Source organism: Bacteroides sp. HF-162, assembly GCF_015679285.1.
In the GTDB taxonomy this organism is placed as follows: domain Bacteria; phylum Bacteroidota; class Bacteroidia; order Bacteroidales; family Bacteroidaceae; genus Bacteroides; species Bacteroides uniformis.
Genome location: NZ_CP064937.1, coordinates 3,532,184 through 3,552,076, shown reverse-complemented (window position 1 = coordinate 3,552,076; position 19,893 = coordinate 3,532,184). Strand labels below are relative to the sequence as shown.

Annotated in this window: 16 protein-coding genes; 9 read left to right on the top strand and 7 right to left on the bottom strand. The window is 47.0% G+C overall.

The features are described 5' to 3' along the window. Positions 1 to 20: 20 nt before the first annotated feature. Positions 21 to 527 carry an anaerobic ribonucleoside-triphosphate reductase activating protein gene (gene nrdG, locus ITJ87_RS14855; RefSeq protein ID WP_117601373.1) on the bottom strand — a complete coding sequence of 169 codons (507 nt, stop codon included), beginning with the start codon at positions 525 to 527 and terminating at the stop codon, positions 21 to 23. A gap of 123 nt (positions 528 to 650) precedes the next feature. Beyond that, entirely contained in the window at positions 651 to 2,858 is a 2,208-nt protein-coding gene (locus tag ITJ87_RS14850) for an anaerobic ribonucleoside triphosphate reductase (protein ID WP_117964507.1), read from the bottom strand. A 419-nt stretch (positions 2,859 to 3,277) separates the two neighbouring features. Between ITJ87_RS14850 and ITJ87_RS14845 the strand changes: the two genes are divergently transcribed. Further along, positions 3,278 to 4,249: a cobalamin biosynthesis protein gene (locus tag ITJ87_RS14845; RefSeq protein ID WP_117964508.1), complete on the top strand. Its 972-nt coding sequence runs from the start codon at positions 3,278 to 3,280 to the stop codon at positions 4,247 to 4,249. Positions 4,250 to 4,403: 154 nt separating this feature from the next. Here the strand turns inward: ITJ87_RS14845 and ITJ87_RS14840 are convergent, their stop codons facing one another. The 5 genes from ITJ87_RS14840 to ITJ87_RS14820 form a co-directional block, all read right to left on the bottom strand. Further along, positions 4,404 to 5,501 (bottom strand): TlpA disulfide reductase family protein, encoded by a 1,098-nt coding sequence (locus ITJ87_RS14840; protein WP_117601371.1) that lies wholly within the window; start codon positions 5,499 to 5,501, stop codon positions 4,404 to 4,406. 123 nt (positions 5,502 to 5,624) lie between these two features. Beyond that, complete coding sequence (locus ITJ87_RS14835; protein ID WP_117601370.1) at positions 5,625 to 6,173, bottom strand: 30S ribosomal protein S16; 549 nt, start codon at positions 6,171 to 6,173, stop codon at positions 5,625 to 5,627. A gap of 174 nt (positions 6,174 to 6,347) precedes the next feature. Beyond that, entirely contained in the window at positions 6,348 to 7,658 is a 1,311-nt protein-coding gene (locus ITJ87_RS14830) for a Na+/H+ antiporter NhaC family protein (RefSeq protein WP_117964510.1), read from the bottom strand. A gap of 176 nt (positions 7,659 to 7,834) precedes the next feature. Continuing rightward, positions 7,835 to 9,346: a UxaA family hydrolase gene (locus ITJ87_RS14825; RefSeq protein ID WP_117964511.1), complete on the bottom strand. Its 1,512-nt coding sequence runs from the start codon at positions 9,344 to 9,346 to the stop codon at positions 7,835 to 7,837. Positions 9,347 to 9,460: 114 nt separating this feature from the next. Next, on the bottom strand, positions 9,461 to 10,516 hold the full coding sequence (locus ITJ87_RS14820; protein WP_117601367.1) for a LacI family DNA-binding transcriptional regulator: 1,056 nt from the start codon (positions 10,514 to 10,516) through the stop codon (positions 9,461 to 9,463). Positions 10,517 to 10,787: 271 nt separating this feature from the next. On the opposite strand from ITJ87_RS14820, the gene ITJ87_RS14815 reads away from it, so the two are divergent. From ITJ87_RS14815 to ITJ87_RS14780, 8 genes are all read left to right on the top strand, one after another. Beyond that, on the top strand, positions 10,788 to 11,813 hold the full coding sequence (locus tag ITJ87_RS14815) for a sugar kinase (RefSeq protein WP_117964512.1): 1,026 nt from the start codon (positions 10,788 to 10,790) through the stop codon (positions 11,811 to 11,813). Positions 11,814 to 11,863: 50 nt separating this feature from the next. Continuing rightward, positions 11,864 to 12,229, top strand: coding sequence for a four helix bundle protein (locus ITJ87_RS14810; RefSeq protein WP_080650799.1), 366 nt, complete (start codon positions 11,864 to 11,866; stop codon positions 12,227 to 12,229). Between the two features lie 74 nt (positions 12,230 to 12,303). Beyond that, positions 12,304 to 12,972, top strand: coding sequence for a bifunctional 4-hydroxy-2-oxoglutarate aldolase/2-dehydro-3-deoxy-phosphogluconate aldolase (locus ITJ87_RS14805; RefSeq protein WP_117964513.1), 669 nt, complete (start codon positions 12,304 to 12,306; stop codon positions 12,970 to 12,972). Between the two features lie 639 nt (positions 12,973 to 13,611). Further along, positions 13,612 to 14,781 carry a glycosyltransferase family 2 protein gene (locus tag ITJ87_RS14800; protein ID WP_117964514.1) on the top strand — a complete coding sequence of 390 codons (1,170 nt, stop codon included), beginning with the start codon at positions 13,612 to 13,614 and terminating at the stop codon, positions 14,779 to 14,781. 37 nt (positions 14,782 to 14,818) lie between these two features. Next, on the top strand, positions 14,819 to 16,720 hold the full coding sequence (locus ITJ87_RS14795; RefSeq protein WP_117964515.1) for an asparagine synthase C-terminal domain-containing protein: 1,902 nt from the start codon (positions 14,819 to 14,821) through the stop codon (positions 16,718 to 16,720). A gap of 16 nt (positions 16,721 to 16,736) precedes the next feature. Continuing rightward, on the top strand, positions 16,737 to 17,771 hold the full coding sequence (locus tag ITJ87_RS14790) for a glycosyltransferase family 2 protein (protein WP_227186882.1): 1,035 nt from the start codon (positions 16,737 to 16,739) through the stop codon (positions 17,769 to 17,771). Between the two features lie 6 nt (positions 17,772 to 17,777). Beyond that, complete coding sequence (locus ITJ87_RS14785; protein ID WP_117601361.1) at positions 17,778 to 18,806, top strand: glycosyltransferase family 2 protein; 1,029 nt, start codon at positions 17,778 to 17,780, stop codon at positions 18,804 to 18,806. Between the two features lie 33 nt (positions 18,807 to 18,839). Beyond that, positions 18,840 to 19,886: a glycosyltransferase family 2 protein gene (locus ITJ87_RS14780; protein ID WP_117601360.1), complete on the top strand. Its 1,047-nt coding sequence runs from the start codon at positions 18,840 to 18,842 to the stop codon at positions 19,884 to 19,886. Positions 19,887 to 19,893: the final 7 nt, after the last annotated feature.

The following is a 19,893-nucleotide window of genomic DNA, read 5'->3' as shown; positions in this document are numbered from 1 at the left end:
AAGAATGACGGGATACTTTTTTAAATGCCCTTTTGGGGATTATAGTGGTAAATTACGGTTTCCCCCTTTTGCAGGGATGTCTGTACGTCAATCAGACGCTGGTTGCGGCTTCCCCGGAAATAGAGTTCCTCATCCCTCAGTTCTTTTTTGAATTTGCCGTCCACCAGTACGTCGATGTACTTCAGCAGTTGGGCTTGGCGCGGGTTGCGCAGTAGCTTTTCGAAAGTATAGCCCGTATAGCACCAGATGTTTTTCCGGCTCCGCTCCTTGATGGCATGCGCCAGTTGGGTGAATCCTTCCGGCTGGAACATCGGGTCTCCACCACTGAAGGTGACGTCTGCAAAGTTGTCGGCAAGGACTTTTTCCAGAATCTCTTCCGTACTCATCCAGTGCCCGCGGTTGATGTCCCACGACTCCGGATTGTGGCAACCGGGACAACCGTTGGGGCATCCGGCAGCATAAATGGCAGTCCGGAAGCCCGGACCGTCTACTGTGGTATCTTCTAAAATGTCGAGAATAGAAAGCATGAGTAGGGAATTAAAAATTAAAAATTAAACATCGCAGGTAGAAAGCTGAACATTAATCATTAAAAATTAAACGTCAACCATTAAAAATGAAGCTCCGCTTTGCACTGCGCAGCCCTTTAATTTTTAATTATGAACGACCCTGTCGTTCAACTCTGCCAGCTTGGCATTGTTCCAGCGGTCGGTTGTCCCCACCAGGTAGCCGGTGATGCGTTGCAGCTTGTCGATATGCTTGCTGCCGCACTTCGGGCATTCTTCCAGGTTTGGGGTGGAGTTTTCGTGGCCGCACTCCAGACAGCGGTTACGGTTGTGGTTTACCGAACCGTAGCCGATGTTGTATTGGTCCATCATGTCCACTACACGCATAATGACTTCCGGATTGTGGGTGGCGTCACCGTCTATCTCCACATAGAAGATGTGTCCGCCGCGGGTCAGCTCATGATAAGGAGCCTCCACTTCCGCTTTGTGGCGGGCGCTGCATTTGTAGTATACGGGCACGTGGTTGGAGTTGGTGTAGTAGTCACGGTCCGTAATGCCCGGCAGCGTGCCGAACTTCTTACGGTCGATGCGGGTGAACTTGCCCGACAGCCCTTCGGCAGGAGTGGCAAGCACGCTGTAGTTGTGCTGGTATTGCTCCGAGAACTGGTTGGCACGGTCGCGCATATAGGTCACGATTTTCAGTCCCAGCTCCTGGGCTTCGCCAGATTCGCCGTGATGTTTTCCGAGTAATGCTACGAGGCATTCTGCCAATCCGATGAAGCCGATTCCCAGTGTTCCCTGGTTGATGACGGAAGCAATCGTGTCGTTCGGTTTCAGTTTTTCGCTGCCTATCCACAAGGCGGACATCAGTAACGGGAACTGTTTGGCGAAGGCGGTCTTTTGGAATTCCATACGTTCGTGCAATTGGCGTGCGGTCACCTCAAGCATGGCATCCAACTTGGCAAAGAACCGGGCGATACGCTGTTCCTTGTCTTCTATGTTCATACACTCGATTCCTATGCGGACAATATTGATGGTAGAGAAAGAGATGTTGCCGCGTCCGATGGAGGTCTTCGGTCCGAAACGGTTTTCGAATACACGGGTACGGCATCCCATGGTAGCAACTTCGTGCTGGTAGCGTTTCGGGTCATCGGCTTTCCAGTCCTCGCTTTGGTTGAAGGTGGCGTCCAGGTTCAGGAAGTTCGGGAAGAAACGCCGTGCCGTCACCTTGCAGGCCAGTTGGTAGAGGTCGTAGTTGCGGTCTTCCGGCAGGTAGCTCACACCCCGTTTCTTTTTCCATATCTGGATGGGGAAGATGGCGGTTTCTCCGTTTCCTACCCCCTGATAGGTGCTTTTCAGCAGCTCGCGGATGATGCAGCGCCCCTCGGCAGAGGTGTCTGTGCCGTAGTTGATGGAGCTGAACACCACTTGGTTGCCGCCGCGTGAGTGGATGGTGTTCATGTTATGGATAAACGCCTCCATGGACTGGTGCACGCGCGATACGGTCTTGTTGACGGCATGCTGCACGATGCGGTCCTCGTCCGTCAGTCCGTCCAACGGCTGTAGCAGATAGTCGGCCAGTTCCTTCTGATAGAGATGGGAATAGTCTTTTCCATTCAGTTCTTCCAGGTTCTTGACTTCCTCGATGAAGCTGTTGCGCACGTAGGGGGCAAGGTAGAAATCGAATGCAGGGATGGCTTGTCCGCCGTGCATCTCGTTCTGGGCTGTTTCCAGCGAGATGCATCCCAGGATACTGGCAGTCTCGATGCGTTTGGCCGGGCGCGATTCGCCGTGTCCGGCAGAGAAGCCGTATTTCAGAATATGGTCCAGCGGATGTTGTACGCATGTCAGGCTCTTGGTGGGATAATAATCCTTGTCATGGATGTGCAGATAGTTCTGGGTGACGGCATCCAGAACTTCTTCACTCAGCAGATAGTCGTCCACAAAAGGCTTGGTGGTTTCGCTGGCAAATTTCATCATCATGCCTGCCGGGGTATCAGCATTCATATTGGCATTTTCGCGTGTGATGTCGTTGGACTTGATGTTGATAATCTCCAGGAACATGTCGCGCGTCTTTGCCTTGCGGGCAATGCTTCGCTGGTTGCGGTAGGCGATGTATTTTTGGGCAACGTCCTTGCGGCTGCTCTTCATCAGCTCCACTTCCACCAAATCCTGGATGGCTTCCACCGTCATCTGCGAATCCCCCTTGAAAGAGATGCGGTCCGTAATCTGGTGTATCAGTTGCAGGTCTTCACCTTTATCTGTATGCAACATGGCTTTCCGGATGGCGGTGGCTATTTTTTCTTCGTTGAATCCGACGACGCGCCCGTCGCGCTTGAGTACTGTCTGTATCATAACCTTTTATACTTAAATGTGACTATCTATTTAGTTTAAATGCGGAAACAAAGGTATTATAGTTATTGATAGGTTTTACTTTTTGGGAAACTTTTTGTGATTTAAAAAGTGTTAATCGTTTGATAATTAGTGGTGTTTTATTTGTAAATGGAAAACTTTGAATAAAAATTACTTTTTAAAGTTGTTCGTTATAGGCTGTTGTTGTATACTTGAGCATTCTCTGAATTTTCAAGTGTCAAATGAAGATAAATCTTTGGAGCGGATTGTGGATTTTCGGATTCTTTAGTTATATTTGTAACGAATTGGTTTATTTAAGGTTCTCAATCCTTGATAATGTCTCTTGTTACCGTTCAATTGTATTGCTTTATTGCCCGTGGCATAGGGGCTGAAGTATCATTATTTTAATAATCAAAGAAAGGATGAATATGGCAAATGTATTTCCTCCGTTTAAAATAGACATCGCTGGAGCTTTTTGCGTACCTCGTGCATTGAAGGATGCCCGCGAGCAATATCAGAACGGACAAGTGAGCCGGCAGGCTTTGCAGGCGGTTGAAGATGCGTCAGTGCGCAATCTTGTGGAACGGCTGGAACAGGGAGGCATGAAGGTGGTTTCCGACGGTGGTTTCCGAAGTCGTGATTTTTTGGAAAGCTGGGAGGGTATCCGTTCCAAAGACGGCCAGTTTTTCTCCGAAGGTTCTCCTTTGGAGGTTACGGAACGGCTCGGCTTGCTCCGGCATCCGGTTCTGGAAGAATTTGCATTTCTTGATTCCATTGCGGGTGGGGAGGTGATGAAGAAACAGCATATCCCCTCGCCGGCAGAACTCTTGACCCAGATTATTCAACGCGTGGAGCGGACTCAGATAGAAACCGTTTATTCCGACATTCGGCTTTTGACGGATGATATTGCTTCCTGCTACAAACTTTTGCTTACCCAACTCTATGATGCCGGTTGTCGCTACGTCCAGTTCGACGGGGTGCATTCGGTGATAATGGAAGATACCGTTCGGCTGAATAACCGTGTTTTGCGCGAGCGTCCAGCAGGGATGTATGTTGCATTCCATGCACCTACGGATATGTTGGTGCAGCTGCATGGGGCCGATGCCTATTTCTTGAATTACGACTGTGGCGCGTGCGACCGCAACCGTCTGCTCTGGTTTATACACGAGAAAGAGGCAGTATTCGGTTTCGTGCTGTCCCATTATCCCCAGGAAGACGAACTGGATGAATTGCAGGCGAAGACCGAGAGCGTGTTGAACTATATCCCCTTGAAACGTTTTACTTTGTGCCTGCCGGATGCGAATGCGCTTCTTTCCCCTTCGGAGGCCGATGAGGAAAAGCAGTGGGAAACCGTACGGCTGGGTATGGAAATGGCGGCACGCATCTTCTCTTGAAAATGCCGCACTTCATCATCTCGAATGCCGCACTTCATTGACCGAAATGCCACATTTTATCAATTGAAATGCCACACTTCGCAAGGCGCAATCAATAGCATTTGCCTTTGCGAAGTGTGGCATTCTTCTTTAGCTTCCGGTGTGTCCGGCTTTATTATTTAACAGCTTCAGCTATCTTTTCCTGAAGTTCGTCACCGTGCAATCCGCGTGCAAGGATAGTTCCTTCACCGTCAATCAACACAGTGTGGGGGATGCTGCTTACGGCATAAAGCTGTGCGCCTTCGCAGTTCCAGTATTTCAGGTCGGACATTTGCGGCCAAGTGATGTTCAGCTTCTTGATGGCTTCTTTCCATGCGTCAGCACTCTGGTCCAGGGATACGCCTACAATCTCGAAGTTCTTGTTCTTGTATTTGGCGTAAGCTTCCACCAGGTTGGGCATCTCGCGACGGCAGGGGCCGCACCAGCTTGCCCAGAAGTCAACAAGGACAACTTTGCCCTTGCCTACGTAGTCGGACAGTTTTACCGTTTTTCCTTCCGGCGTCTGCATCTCGAAGTCTGTGAACTTCTGGCCTACGGCAGTGGCTTTCATTTTCTCAACGTTGTTCTTTATCTTGACGATGGCTTCGTCGTTGTCGTAAGCTGCGGGGATTTGGGGCATCAGCGGGTTGAGGTCTGCCACATCCATGTAGTAATAGTTCTGCTTCAGCAGGAGTACACCCACCGGGTTGGTGATGTTCTTTTTGATGCCGGCTTTGATGGCAGATATCATGCTGTTTTCCAGATTTTCCATCTCTTTGCCTTTGGTTTCACGCTGTTCGTCGGTCAGTGTGGTGTCCGACATGGATTCGTAGATGCTCATCATCTGTTTGTTCAGACCGTTGATTTGGGCTCTGATTTCCTGGTAGGCATCATTGTTGGCAGTACCGGTGGCAGAGTTGTTTTCCTGCGACAAGTTGATTATAATCTTGCCGTTTTCCAGGAAGAAGTCGATGGCTGCGCCGTCTTTTCCTTCGGCTTTGTAAGAGATGTAGCGGTTGACAGCAGTATCTTGTGTGCCCTTGAAGGTAAATGTTCCACCTTTGATGACAGCAGAATCCAATTTGACGAATTGGCGTCCTTCCACGGTTTCCAGATATACGGTGTCGCCGTCGGCTGCACCCTCTACAGTTCCGGTTACGGTGTAACCGTTGTTTCCACTGTTACAAGCCGTAAACACAGCGGCTACAGCGAGCAGATAAGTAAACTTTTTCATTGCTTGTTTTTTTAATGAATGATTATAGCTGCAAATATAGTAATAAAAAATCCCCTCCGATATGAACCGGAGAGGATTTTTATAGTTTTAATCCCATTTTTAGCGATAATGCTGTGCTTACTATTATTCGGCAGCAGTTTCTTCAGCAGCAGGGGTTTCTTCTGCAGGAGCCTCTTCAGCCGATGCTTCAGCAGCAGCTTTTGCGGCAGCTTCAGCAGCTTTCTTTTCTGCCAATGCTTTTGCTTTTTCTTCGTTTACTTTCTTTTCTGCTTCCAGACGTGCCTTTGCTTCAGCTTTCTTAGCTTCGTCTTCCTTAGCCTTCAGAGCAGCCAAACCGCTTTGTTTGTTGTTCTTCCAAGCTTCGAACTTAGCGTCAGCTTCCGCTTCGCCAAATGCGCCTTTTGCTACACCGCCCAGCAAGTGCTTCTTCATATAAACACCTTCGCGAGAGAGGATGTTACGAACTGTGTCAGTAGGTTGTGCACCCTTCAACACCCAGTCAAGTGCGCGGTCGAACTTCAAATCTACTGTGGCAGGATTGGTGTTAGGATTGTAAGTACCAATCTTCTCAATAAATTTACCATCACGTGGTGCTCTTACGTCTGCAATAACGATAGAGTAAAAAGCGTAGCTCTTACGTCCATGTCTTTGCAATCTGATTTTTGTTGCCATTTAATTAAAATATTTTTAGTTAATGATTTGAATTATGCTACTATCTCGTAATAGCGGGTGCAAAGGTAAGAAAAGATTTTGAGTTATGAGTTATGAGTTATGAGTTATTTGTTGGCATGAGGGTGTTTTTTTTAAATGTTCACACAACACCACTCATCACTCATCACTTATCACTCATCCTTCTCCCGAGTATTTCCTGGGGTATCTCAGGAGAATGGCGAGTATGGCGCAGGCTCCCATGCAGAAGGGGTAGTATAGGTTTCCGATGATGCTGATGGGGGAGATGCCGGCAAGTCCGGCGGCTATCAGCATTTGTGCTCCGTAGGGGATGATACCTTGCACAAGGCATGAGAAGGTGTCCAGTATGCTGGCTGTTTTCCGGCGGTCCAGGTGGAAGCGGATGGCGATGTCCTTGGCTATGGGGCCGGTGGTGATGATGGCAATGGTGTTGTTGGCGGTGCAGAGATTGGCGATGCTGACCAGGGCGGCGATGCTGAATTCGGCTCCCCGCTTGCCGCTGACGTGGCGGGTCAGCCGGGAGATGATGAAGTCGATGCCGCCGTTGTAGCGGATGGTTTCGAGCATGCCTCCGGCCAGCAGGGTGATGATGATGAGCTCGCCCATGCCGGTGATGCCCGTTCCCATGGCTCCGAACCAGTCGAAGAAGGCGGTGCCGGTATAGACACCGATAATTCCGGTAGAGAGGATGCCCAGCAGCAGTACCAGCATGACGTTGACGCCTGCTACGGCCGTACCCAGTACGATGAGGTAGGGGATTACCTTTATCCACTCGATGGTCTGTACTTGTGGTGGGGCAGAGACGGACAGTCCTTGAAAGATATAGATGCCCAGTATGATAAGTGCTGCCGGTACCACAATCATAAAGTTGACGCGGAACTTGTCCCTCATCACGCAGTCCTGCGTCTTGGTCGATGCAATGGTGGTGTCGGATATGAAGGAAAGATTGTCTCCGAAGAACGAGCCTCCCACCACGATGGCAACCATGTAGGGCAGGTCGATGCCCGTCTTTTCCGCCAGCCCCACGGCTACGGGAGTCAGTGCGACGATAGTTCCTACGCTTGTTCCTATCGAGAGGGAGATGAAGCAGGCGGCGATGAAGATGCCCGCCAGCAGCAGGTTGTCCGGCAGTATATGCAGGGTCAGATTTACGGTCGCATCAATGGCGCCCATCTGCTTGGCGCTTTGGGCGAATGCTCCTGCAAGGATGAATATCCATACCATCAGCATGATGTTCTTGTTACTGGCGCCCACGGAAAACTGGTAGATGCGCTGTTCCAGATTCAAGCCGCGCGTGATGGCGATGGCATAGCAGGACGAGGCGAGGAAGGCTACCGTGATGGGGACTTTATAGAAGTCGTTCACCAGGAGCGAAGTCACCAGATAGAGGCAAAGGAACACCGCCAACGGGCTGAGTGCCCACCAGCCGCTTTGGGTTTTAGGGGTTGTATCGGTTGTTGCTGACATAGTTGTATTGTTTGGTTGAGATTAATGGTTCACCACAGATTTCTACCTTTCAATCAATTCCATGTTAATCGGGGTAATCTGTGGTGAAATCAATTCCGCCGCAAAGGTAACAAAAACAAAGGGCGGCACAAAATGGTTTTGTCCCGCCCTCCATCTATCAGTCTTTAATTTTCAATTTACAAAGTTACTCCGGTCTTGAAGATGGCTATTTCCTTGTAGCCTTTCTTTTCGTTGTTCACGAATTCACCGCTTGCTACTTTGATGATATACTCGATGAAGCGTTCGCAGGTTTGCTTCATCGGTTCGTTCTCGACGATAACTCCGGCGTTGAAGTCTATCCAGCCCGGTTTGTTCTTTGCTAAAGTGGAGTTGGTGGAAATCTTCATGGTCGGCACATAGGTTCCGAAGGGCGTTCCGCGTCCTGTGGTGAACAGCACCATGTGGCATCCGCAAGAGGCAAGGGCAGTGGCGGCTACAAGGTCGTTTCCCGGAGCAGACAGCAGGTTCAGTCCCTTTACTTTCAGGCGTTCGCCATATGGAAGTACCCCTTCCACGTAGCTTGTGCCGCATTTCTGGGTGCATCCCAAGGCCTTGTCCTCCAATGTAGAGATGCCACCTGCCTTATTTCCCGGAGACGGGTTTTCGCCTACCGGTTCACCGTGTGAGAGGAAATATTCCTTGAAGTCATTAATCAGCTTCACCGTGTCCTCAAACAACTCTTTGGTGCGGCAGCGGTTCATCAGAATGGTTTCTGCACCGAACATTTCCGGTACTTCCGTCAGTACGCTGGTGCCGCCTTGTGCTACCAGGAAGTCGGAGAACATGCCCAGTAGCGGATTGGCGGTGATGCCGGAGAAACCGTCCGAACCGCCACACTTCAAGCCTACGCGCAATTCACTTAAGGGAATATCCTCGCGCTGGTCCTGGATGACTTTGGCATAAAGTTCGCGCAGCAGCTCCATGCCTTCTTCGTATTCATCACCCACTTTCTGGGTCACCATAAACTTTACGCGATCCCGGTCATAGTCTCCCAGAAACTCGCAGAATACATCCGGCTGGTTATTCTCACATCCCAGGCCTACCACGAGTACGGCTCCCGCATTGGGATGCAGCACTATGTCGCGGAGGATTTTCTTTGTATTCTCGTGGTCGTCACCCAACTGGGAGCAGCCGTAATTATGGGGATAAGCCATGATAGCATCCACGCCCTTTCCGCCCGTTTCGCGGCGCAGGCCTTCGGCAAGTTGGTTGATGATTCCGTTTACACAGCCCACTGTCGGAATAATCCATATCTCATTGCGCACGCCTACATCTCCGTTTTTGCGTTTGTACCCTCTAAAGGTCAGGTTTGGCGCGCCAGTATTGAGGTTTAGGACCGTAGTATTGAGGTCTACATTGACGGGGTTGTATGTGTATTCCAGCAACCCGGACAAGTTGGTCTTGATATTGTTTTCATTCATCCAGTCTCCCTGCTTCTGCGCTTTCCGGGCATGGCCGATGGGGTATCCGTATTTAATGACGTTTTCGCCTTCCTCAAAGTCTTTCAGTGCAAATTTGTGTCCGGCAAGAACATCCTCATTCAAGGTGATTTCCTTTCCGTCCACCGTGAGTTTTTCACCAGCCGGAAGTGCTGTGATAGCCACTGCAACATTGTCGGAAGGATTGATTTTCAGGTGCTTTGCCTCCATCTTTTAAATTCCCCATTTACCATCTACAATGTACAATTTGGCTGCGCTGCGCTAGTATTAGTCCCCTTCCGCATGCCCGAATTGTACATTGTAGATGGTACATTGTACATGCAACTATTTATTGTAATAAAACTCTATATTCTCCTTCGTTAGCAAGTCAATTGGCATGAAGTTTTCCCTTGTGATTTCCTTCTTCAGAATCAGGTATTCGCACAAGGCCTTGATGCCGTCGAATCCTTGCAGGGTGGGCTGTTGTGCTATGAGGAAGAAGATGCTTCCTTGTTTCAGACAGTCTACATTGCGTTGCAGCAGGTCATAGCCCATCAGGTTGAAGTTTTTTTTCTGCTTCTTCAGCAGGTATTCCCCGATGATGTATGCTTTGGAGTTGAAGGTGATTCCGTTCTTTACGGTAGGATGCTCTTGGAAGAACTCGTCTAGCATCAGTGTGTCCTCGCTGTCGCGCTTGGCATGCAGGTCCAGTTCCCAGATGCGGCAGGCGGGATGATGCTTCTGCATGTATTCGCGGAAACCTATTTCGCGGCGTTCCTGCTGGTTCGACCCAACGATGCCTTCGTTTATTTTGCGGAAGATGACGATTTCCTGCGCGTCTTCTCCGGCAAGCAGCATCAGCATGCGGGCGGCAAAATATCCGCTTTGGTGCGAGTTCTGCCCGTAGAAGGATAGGGCGGGCTCTTCCTTTATATTGGAGTCTATATATATATAAGGTATATTATGTTGCGTCAACTCATCCGTAAAGGGCTTGGTGTATTGCGGAACGGTGGGGGCAAACATCACTCCGTCCGGCTCCAGTGATAGAATCTGTCTGGAGGCTTCCGCGAATGAATGATAGTCATACGGGTCATAGTAGGAGAGGTGCACGGCGACGTTAAAGTCAGAATAAGTCTCTACGGCGTTGTGTATGCCTGTCTCCACGTCTGTCCAGTATTCGCCTTTCTCGTGCAGTGGCAGCAGGCAGGCAAATGTGTACTTCTTGTTCGAAGCCAGTGCACTGGCATACATATTTGGTTGGTAATCCAGCTGTTTCAGGATTTCTTCCACCCGTTTCCGGCTGGATTCGGACACACCGCTGCGTCCGTGAATCACACGGTCGACGGTTCCCACTGATACGTCTGCCATCTTGGCAATATCTTTTATTCTGACTCTTTCCATCTATATTTATAATTTACAATGTACCAAGTAGAGTATATGTCTTGTGCTCGTGCACAATAATAATCTTGATATTTCCGCTACAAATATATGATAATTTTTTGTATTTCAAAAATTGTTGTATCTTTGTGCCCGCACACGAAGACTGTGAAGAATGAATGTTGTTTTGATTTACTATTCACATTTTCAAGTGCTTAAGTTCTTTTTATACCTCGTAATGATAAATTGAAAGGAAATAAATTAATTTCATATTAAAATAAAATATAGAAAGATTATGGGAAAGAAAGTAGTTACATTAGGTGAAATAATGCTGAGACTGTCTACTCCGGGAAATACCCGTTTTGTGCAGTCCGACTCTTTTGATGTGGTATATGGCGGTGGCGAGGCCAACGTAGCTGTCAGCTGTGCCAACTACGGGCATGATGCTTATTTTGTAACTAAGTTGCCGAAACATGAAATAGGCCAGTCGGCTGTCAACGCATTGTGCAAGTATGGCGTAAAGACAGATTTCATTGCGCGTGGTGGTGATCGTGTAGGTATCTACTATCTTGAAACTGGTGCTTCCATGCGTCCCAGTAAGGTAATCTATGACCGTGCACACTCTGCCATTGCCGAGGCAGATGCGGCAGACTTTGATTTCGATGCCATCATGGAAGGTGCAGACTGGTTCCATTGGTCAGGTATCACTCCCGCCATCTCCGACAAGGCTGCGGAACTGACTCGCTTGGCTTGCGAAGCTGCCAAGTGTCACGGCGTTATGGTGTCGGTAGACCTCAATTTCCGTAAAAAACTCTGGACCAAAGAAAAAGCCCAGTCCATCATGAAGCCTTTGATGCAGTATGTGGATGTCTGCATCGGCAATGAAGAAGATGCTGAACTCTGTCTGGGCTTCAAGCCCGATGCAGACGTGGAAGGCGGCAAGACGGACGCTGAAGGCTACAAGGGAATCTTCAAGGCGATGGCGAAGGAATTCGGCTTCAAATATGTCATCTCTACGTTGCGCGAGTCTTTCTCTGCCACCCACAACGGCTGGAAGGCAATGATTTACAACGGTGAGGAATTCTACGAATCAAAGCGTTACGACATCAATCCTATCATCGACCGCGTAGGTGGTGGCGACTCTTTCTCAGGCGGTATCATCCACGGCCTGCTGACAAAACCTAACCAGGGTGCCGCCCTCGAATTTGCAGTAGCGGCTTCTGCCTTGAAGCATACTATCAACGGTGACTTCAACCTTGTTTCTACCGAAGAGGTAGAAGCGCTGGCAGGAGGGGATGCAAGCGGACGAGTACAACGCTAACTCATTTACGATTTGACGATTTACGATGTACGATTGAAATTACTTCTACAGTGAACTCGGAGGAATTGAAAATACGATTGAAGGTGTTCTCTTTGAGAATAATCAAGATGGTAGATTGTATGCCTAATCGGATTTCGTCAATGGCTATAGCTAAACAAATAGTACGTTCAGGGACTTCACCTGCTGCCAATTATAGGGCAGCTTGTTTGGGAAAGTCTGATAAGGATTTTCTGAATAAACTGAAAATGGTAGAGGAAGAACTGGATGAAACTATACACTGGTTGGAAATTATTGCTGAAAGTGAGATGATTCCTGCTAATAAACTGCTTGGGTTGCAACAAGAGGCGCATGAATTGTATAAAATAATAGTGAGTTCTATTGTCACTACAAGAAATCGGTTAGCAAAGGAAGTTTGAATCGTCAAATCGTAAATAAAAAGAATAGATATAAAGTAATATTAATCGTAAATCGTCAAATCGTAAATAAAAAGATGAGTAAATTTGATAAAATCGCAGTATTGAATAAGATTGGTTCTACCGGAATGGTGCCCGTCTTTTATCATAAGGATGCAGAAGTTGCAAAGAAAGTTGTAAAGGCTTGTTACGATGGAGGTGTTCGTGCGTTCGAGTTTACGAACCGTGGTGACTTTGCCCACGAGGTGTTTGCGGAAGTTGTGAAGTTTGCGGCAAAAGAGTGCCCGGAGGTGGCTATGGGTGTAGGTTCCATCGTCGACCCTGCTACTGCGGCGCTGTATTTGCAGTTGGGGGCATGTTTCGTTGTAGGCCCGTTGTTCAACCCGGAGATTGCTAAGATTTGTAACCGTCGTCTGGTAGCTTATACTCCGGGGTGCGGCAGCGTTTCAGAAGTAGGTTTCGCGCAAGAAGCAGGTTGCGATCTCTGCAAGATATTCCCGGGCGATGTGCTTGGTGCCAAACTTGTGAAAGGTTTGCTGGCTCCGATGCCCTGGTCCAAGCTGATGGTGACCGGTGGAGTGGAGCCGACCCAGGAAAACCTGACCTCTTGGATTAAGGCGGGTGTGTTCTGCGTAGGTATGGGTTCCAAACTCTTCCCGAAGGATAAGGTCGCTGCTGAAGACTGGACTTATGTTACGGAAAAATGTAAAGAAGCTTTGGGCTATATTGCTGAAGCGAGGAAATAAATAAGAAATTCATTTTGTTTAAAGGTGTTTAAAGGGGACAGTCATCGAAGCGTTTCGGCGTTTCGGTGGCTTGTTTTTTACTGGAAAGTATGCTCCCGATGAACAACAAATTGTTTATAAGTGTAAACTATACCCTTAAACTCTAAAACAATGTTATAAAACGCGCGAAAAATGTGTCGGCATTTTGTGCGCGCGGATAAAACACTTACCTTTGCAGTGCAGTTGGGAAACTGCATTTGGATTTGATAAATAATAAAACAGTTTTCAATAAAGGATATTAGTTATTAGGTAAAAGGATTGAAAATAGATTTTTTTCATAAGCTAAATGTTTTGAATAAATAGGTAAATTAGGTAAAGGTAAAATTGGATTTTGAAGTTTTCAGAATAGGTAATTGAAGTTTTATTTTTTTAGGTAAAGAGAAAGATTGATTTTTAGGTAACATTGATGTAGTTTAAAAGAAAAGCCTTAAAGGCTTTTCTTATAGGGGCGAGGGGTTCGTGAGAGCTTGCTCGTTTTTTTATTCCTATATTCTTCGCATTTTTTGTATATTTTATCCAAACTCTACTTCTTTTTCGTATCTTTGTGTCGGATACCCATTAAAAACAAGCAGCAGCTCTAAAGCTTAAATAGCCCTGAATTTGGAACATATATTGAATATACTTGATTGGCTTTTGTACATATTGTTTGCAATAAACATACTGTATCTATTGGTTTACAGTCTGGCGTCACGCCGACGTGACCTGCCTCTACCCCCTCCAGCCAAGGAACACAAACGTTTTGCCATATTGATTCCTGCCTACCGCGAAGATGCCGTGATACACGAGTGCGTTCATTCATGTCTGGAGCAGGATTATCCCGCCGACTGTTTTGATACGGTTGTCATTTCGGACCGTATGCAGCCCGAAACCAACGCTTCCCTCGCTATGCTTCCTGTCCGCTTGGTTGAAGTGCATTTTGAGAAAAGCACCAAATCCAAATCTCTGAATGCCGCCATGACTGCCATCGGTAATGATTATGACATCGCTCTGGTGCTCGATGCGGACAATGTCATCCCTTACGATTATCTGAGTGATATTAACGACCTCTTCGCCAATCCGGAAGTCGAGATTGTGCAGACCCACCGGAGTGCAAAGAACCTGAACAATGACATGGCCTTGCTCGATGCCATCAGTGAGGAAATCAATAACACCATTTTCCGTTTGGGGCATGCCAAGCTGGGCTTGTCGGCCGCCCTTATCGGTTCCGGCATGGCGTTCCGTTATGACTTGTTCCGTGATACGATGGCTGACATCAAGGCTGTAGGCGGTTTCGACCGTGAATTGGAGCTGACCCTGCTCTATCGCGGCAAGCGCTTTTATTATCTGCCCGAAACCTTTGTATTTGATGAGAAGATACAGAACACCGGTGATTTCTCCCGTCAGCGCCGCCGCTGGCTGTCGGCACAATGGCACTACTGCCAGACTTTCGCCAAGTTTCTGTGGAAGGCGCTTGTTGCGCGTAATTGGGACTTCTGCGACAAGCTTTTCCAGCAGCTTTCCATTCCTCGCCTGCTGTTGGTGGGCTTCACGTTCCTCTTCTCCGTGTTGTTCACGGTTTATCGCTGGACATGGGGGCTGAAGTGGTGGCTGCTCTTGGTGTTGCTCGCTGTCGCACTGCTCGTTGCCGTTCCCAAAAGGTTCTGCACCAGCCGCCTGGCAATGGCCCTGCAAAAGATACCCTATACATTCCTGCTGATGGCAGGAAACATCTTCAAGCTGAGGGGAGCAAACAAGACCTTTATACATACCAGGCATGGGGTGGTGGAATAGAAAGGGATACACAATAAACAAGTCTATAAGCAAACAAATGATATACGGAAAAATCACTTTAGAAGATTGGCGTACAGCCTGTGTAGAGGGAGAAGAGCCGGAATCTTCTTTTGAAAGTTATAATCTGAGACTTTTCTTTTTCGGAACTTTGTATAATCGGGACACCTTGCAGGCAACTCCGGATGATACCAATGCCAAGCTTGCTGCCGATGCGTTTCTATCCGATCCGGCATATGGCTTTTCACGTCTGGACGGTTCGTTCACCATAGTATATTATTCAGAAAATGAATGCGGAGTGGTGCGCGACCATCATGGCACGCATTATCCCGTCTATTGTCACATTGATGGTAATTTTGCCACTTCCTGGCAATTTTTAGAGGACCAACTGGAAGAAAATTTCGAGCCTAATCTGGTTTCATTGAGTACATTCCTTCAGCGTGGCATTTTGAAGAAGAATAATTTCGCCCTATTCGATGTTCATTCTTTAGGTGCCGGCGAAAAGTTCTACATGTTGACAGAGCTTGGTTATCTGATGCCGGTTTGGGCTTCTGTAAAGTTAGAGACACAAGCGAACGTACATTCCATGTTTGATTCGCTGAAGGAAAGAAATCCCGGCTTATATGAGAAGGTGGCAGATGACATTTATTGTCTGAAGCGCGACAGCGTTTTTGAGCATGAACCCAAGGTGGCGACTGAACGGAATCCGGATGTCGAGGCCTATTCCCGCCGTTATGGAGAATTGCATGCGCAAGCCATCCGTCGGCGTATCGGAGACAGCCGCAAGGTAGGCATCCTGCTGAGTGGCGGCTATGATTCCGGGTCCAACCTTGCTGCGCTGCGCAGCATTTACGACGGCCAGATTGACTCCTATTCCGTGGGCTTTAAAGGAGATGCCTGGACGGAGCTGCCCATGGCCCGTCTGATGTCCGAAACCTTCGGCACGCGCCATCATGAGTACGAGATTGACGGTACGGAAACCAGTGCCTTGCCCGACATTGTCCGTTTTCTGGGTGAGCCTTTTATGGAAGGCGGGCTGATGGTAAACTATTGTGCCATGCGCATGATAGGCGATGACAAGCCCGACGTGATTCTGGGAGGTGACGGCAGTGACCAGTATTTCGGTACTTCCGGTCGCGAAGTGGCGTTGCATTATCTAGCCGCCCGCATAGGATTGCGTCCCTTGCTGCGTGGCATCAGCCGTCTGCTGGAGCATGAAACCTTTGATACCGGCGGAGAGCTTTCCCGCATCAATTTCCATTTGGATAAGATACTTCATATTCTGGAAGGGGAGCGTTTCGGCTTTTCCGACTCTGCCTTGTGTGCCCTTCTGCAAAATCCGGAAGAAGATTTTGAGCCGGTAAAATCACTACGGCCTGATATCCATAGTTTCGAGCATCTTTACGCGCAGCATGCCATTCTTTCCGATTTGGAGACTGTAATCAACCGTATCATTCTTTTCAAGGCTTCCAGCATGGCACGCATGTTCGGTAACAATCTGACGTATCCTTTTATGGACCTGGAGCTTTTCCATTTCCTGCAGGAGCTACCGGTAGGGTTGAAGTGCAGGGGCAGCAGTGTACTGGACATTGCGCGGGGTCGTTCCGTTTCTAAATATCTGTTAAAGCACCATTATAAACCTTTACTTCCCGAGGCCATTACCTTGAAGAAGAAGCAGGGCGGTTTTGCACCTATGCCACTGTTCTTCCGTGATAGGGCCCGACGTGCTCTCTTTAAGGAATTCATTCTTGCTTCCGGCATTATGGACAACTATCTGCGTCGTGATGCAGTGAAGAAGTTTCTTACAGATTATGAACAAGTTGCAGAGAAGGAGGGCGGTTGGTTCTGGCATAGGCAGAACAAGGCTTTGCAATATTTCAATCTGTTGACGCTTGTTGTGTGGTGGGAAGAGTTTGTGGAAGGCCATGAGGTGAAATTCTGAAAATATGATTGAAAGTATGAAAGTTTCCATTATTGTTCCGGTTTATAATGTTGCCAAGTACATAGAACGGTGTCTGCTGTCTGTGTTGAACCAGACCTGGCCGGATTTGGAAGTTATTCTTGTGAATGACTGCACTCCGGATAACTCTATGGAGATAGTCAGACGGGTGGTGGCTTCGCATCCGCGCGGAGCGGTGGTGAGATGTCTGGAACATGAAGAGAACAGAGGGCTTTCTGCTGCAAGAAACACCGGTATTTTAGCGTCTGTTGGCGATTATCTGTACTTCTTGGATAGCGACGACTATATTTCTGCGAATGCAATAGAGCTTTTGGCAGATGCAGCGGTGCAGAAGCGACCGGATTTTGTGATAGGCAATTACGAGGTGACCGGTGCCAGACGTTGGGCTCCTCCTTTATCATTAGGCACCGGGTTTTATGAAGGGAATGCTCTTGTACTTTCCACTTATGTGCAGGGAAAATGGTATGTCATGGCATGGAACAAACTGGTGAGTCGTCCCCTCGTTTTGCAGCATAAACTCTACTTCCAGGAGGGAATTGTACACGAGGATGATTTATGGTCATTTAAGTTGGCATGTATGGCTCAAAGTATGTATGTCGTCGGTGAGACCACTTACTATTATTCTATGCAGCCAGACTCCATCATGCGGGCGCCGTCTATGCGTAATTTGGAATGTCGTGTGCTGGTGCTGGGTTATATCTACGATTTTATCCGGTCTTCTCGGTGTTTGCAGGATAACCGGGATATATATATTTTTTTTGAGACTCTGAAGGCAAAATATTTTGACCGTATTCTGTATTTCACGAAAGACACATCCTTTCATTATCAGAGTTATTTGGTATTCAGGAACAAAAAGTATGCGTCTTTGTTGGAGATGACGGGCCTGCGTCCCGAATGGAAGCTGATGTTGCAGAACATCCATTATGTGCTTCCTACGTATGCCGGCTATTTGTATTTTAAGGCTTTTGTAAAGTCAGCCTACTATTTGTTGGTGTTGTCTATAAAAATGAAGGCAGTGTTGCATACAAAATGAGCGAATATGAATCATGTCCCGGAAATATCCGTTATAGTCCCCGTTTATAAGGTAGAAGAGTACTTGCCTCAGTGCGTTGACAGTATTCTTGTACAGACCTTTACGAATTTTGAGCTGTTGCTGGTAGATGACGGGAGCCCAGACCGTTGCGGGGAGATTTGTGAAGAGTATGCCGGAAAGGATACGAGGATACGGGTGTTCCATCAACAGAACAGTGGCGTTAGCGCTGCACGTAATATAGGATTGCAGCATGCTAAGGGTACATATATTGTTTTTGTGGATTCAGATGATTGGGTTTCCACGGATTATTTGTTGCATTTATATAAGAGCCTGCCCGATACGGGTATTGGTTTGGTGATGGGAGGAGCTTTAAAATATTCAATTGATGGTAAGTTAATAGGAAAGATTACACTTCCAGAAATATTCATAGGAAGTAATATAGGTGAAGGTTTCGCGGAGTATGGCCTTGACCGTTTTGGATTTTCTTGTTCAAAACTATATAGTGCAGAATTGATTCGTGAAAATAAATTATGTTTTGATTGTAATGTCCATTGCATGGAAGATTTGATTTTTATGATAGATTACATATTGCTTTCAGATTATATCCGTCTTTGCAATTTCATGGACTATAATTATAGGATAGCCTATTCTGCAGAAACGCTTTCTTCCCGTATGAATACATACAGCGATGAGTACAATATTTTTTCAGCTTATAGAAGCAGAATGGAAAGATTTGAGGACGTTTGTTGCCTGTCGGATGAACTTACCCGCTATTTGAGGCACTCCGTAAGTCTGGTTTTTCAGCGTGTACTGCTATCCCTCCATACTAATGGCTACCCATTCAGGCAGCGGGTGGCTTGTCTGGACGATTTATTGTCCAAGGAAAAGGAATGGATAGAAGAAAGATTCATGCCAGATTATAAAGCAGATTGCATAGCGAAATATCTTCTTTGCCACATGGGAGGCGGTTTCTTTGATTGCTGGATTTCTTTGTTACGTTTTCTCCGGTTCAAAAAAAGTTTCGGGATGCATTGACTATAAATATGATAATATAGATAGAAATTCAAGATGAAAGAAGAACCTATTATATCCGTCATTGTTCCTATTTATAAAGTGGAACAATATTTGTCGCGCTGTGTTTCCAGTATTCTTTCGCAGACATTTGCGGATTTTGAACTATTGCTGATTGATGATGGTAGTCCCGATCGTTGTGGAGAAATTTGTGACGAATGGGCATCTAAGGATTATCGTGTCAGAGTATTTCATCAGGAGAACTCTGGAGTCAGTGTTGCACGAAACCGAGGGCTGGATCACGCCACCGGGAAGTATGTGGTTTTTGTAGATCCGGATGACTGGATACTGCCTGATTATTGCTTGGGGCTTTATAATTTGCAGGCAGCCTATTCAGGAAGAGGATTAGTGATTCAAGGGATGTTGTGTAGGAGAACTGATGGTACCTCTTTGCCTTCTTTATCTTTGCCGGACCGTTATTTGCCTTTCTCCAGTATAGGTAAATCTTTTGCAGAGAATAATATTTGTGAAATGGGATATGCTGTGTCAAAAATTTATGCAAGGAGTATAATAGAAGAATTTTCAATTCGCTTTGATGAGAATATACATTGTCTTGAAGATTTGTTGTTTATGTATCAGTACTTGTTGCATTGTGATTATCTTGTATTGAACCATATGCAGAATTATGTGTACGTGAAACATTCCTTTTCACTATCCCACCGTATTCATTCATTTGAATCTGAATACTGTTGTTTCGTGAAATATCAACAGCTTCTGGCAGAAATGATGAAAGTATGGAAAATACCAGCGGGAGATATGGTAGTTACAGTTAATTCTATGCTGGTTCCATTCCGAAGAGCTTTGAAAAGTGATTATCAGCCGGATAGGACTATCCCGCGTGAGATGAGGGTAAAGCATCTGAAGAGGATGATTTCAGAAAGTAGGGATGTTTTTTTGAAATATTATCATCCGGTATTTAAGACAGATAAATTGGGAAAGGTTCTTTTAGGATTCAACTGCTATATATTATATGATTTCTATATTCGTCTTTTGTTCCGTTTGAATATAGGGCCGGTGTTTTATGGGCCTAAACATATGTATTAACTGATTT

What these genes read in the sequence shown, in the direction of transcription:
- ITJ87_RS14825 (WP_117964511.1), bottom strand. Translation starts at nt 9,346, where the DNA reads ATGGAGGCAAAGCACCTGAAAATCAATCCTTCCGACAATGTTGCAGTG.
- ITJ87_RS14835 (WP_117601370.1), bottom strand. Translation starts at nt 6,173, where the DNA reads ATGGCAACAAAAATCAGATTGCAAAGACATGGACGTAAGAGCTACGCT.
- ITJ87_RS14820 (WP_117601367.1), bottom strand. Translation starts at nt 10,516, where the DNA reads ATGGAAAGAGTCAGAATAAAAGATATTGCCAAGATGGCAGACGTATCA.
- ITJ87_RS14790 (WP_227186882.1), top strand. Translation starts at nt 16,737, where the DNA reads ATGAAAGTTTCCATTATTGTTCCGGTTTATAATGTTGCCAAGTACATA.
- nrdG (WP_117601373.1), bottom strand. Translation starts at nt 527, where the DNA reads ATGCTTTCTATTCTCGACATTTTAGAAGATACCACAGTAGACGGTCCG.
- ITJ87_RS14785 (WP_117601361.1), top strand. Translation starts at nt 17,778, where the DNA reads ATGAATCATGTCCCGGAAATATCCGTTATAGTCCCCGTTTATAAGGTA.
- ITJ87_RS14845 (WP_117964508.1), top strand. Translation starts at nt 3,278, where the DNA reads ATGAATATGGCAAATGTATTTCCTCCGTTTAAAATAGACATCGCTGGA.
- ITJ87_RS14815 (WP_117964512.1), top strand. Translation starts at nt 10,788, where the DNA reads ATGGGAAAGAAAGTAGTTACATTAGGTGAAATAATGCTGAGACTGTCT.
- ITJ87_RS14850 (WP_117964507.1), bottom strand. Translation starts at nt 2,858, where the DNA reads ATGATACAGACAGTACTCAAGCGCGACGGGCGCGTCGTCGGATTCAAC.
- ITJ87_RS14840 (WP_117601371.1), bottom strand. Translation starts at nt 5,501, where the DNA reads ATGAAAAAGTTTACTTATCTGCTCGCTGTAGCCGCTGTGTTTACGGCT.
- ITJ87_RS14795 (WP_117964515.1), top strand. Translation starts at nt 14,819, where the DNA reads ATGATATACGGAAAAATCACTTTAGAAGATTGGCGTACAGCCTGTGTA.
- ITJ87_RS14780 (WP_117601360.1), top strand. Translation starts at nt 18,840, where the DNA reads ATGAAAGAAGAACCTATTATATCCGTCATTGTTCCTATTTATAAAGTG.
- ITJ87_RS14830 (WP_117964510.1), bottom strand. Translation starts at nt 7,658, where the DNA reads ATGTCAGCAACAACCGATACAACCCCTAAAACCCAAAGCGGCTGGTGG.
- ITJ87_RS14805 (WP_117964513.1), top strand. Translation starts at nt 12,304, where the DNA reads ATGAGTAAATTTGATAAAATCGCAGTATTGAATAAGATTGGTTCTACC.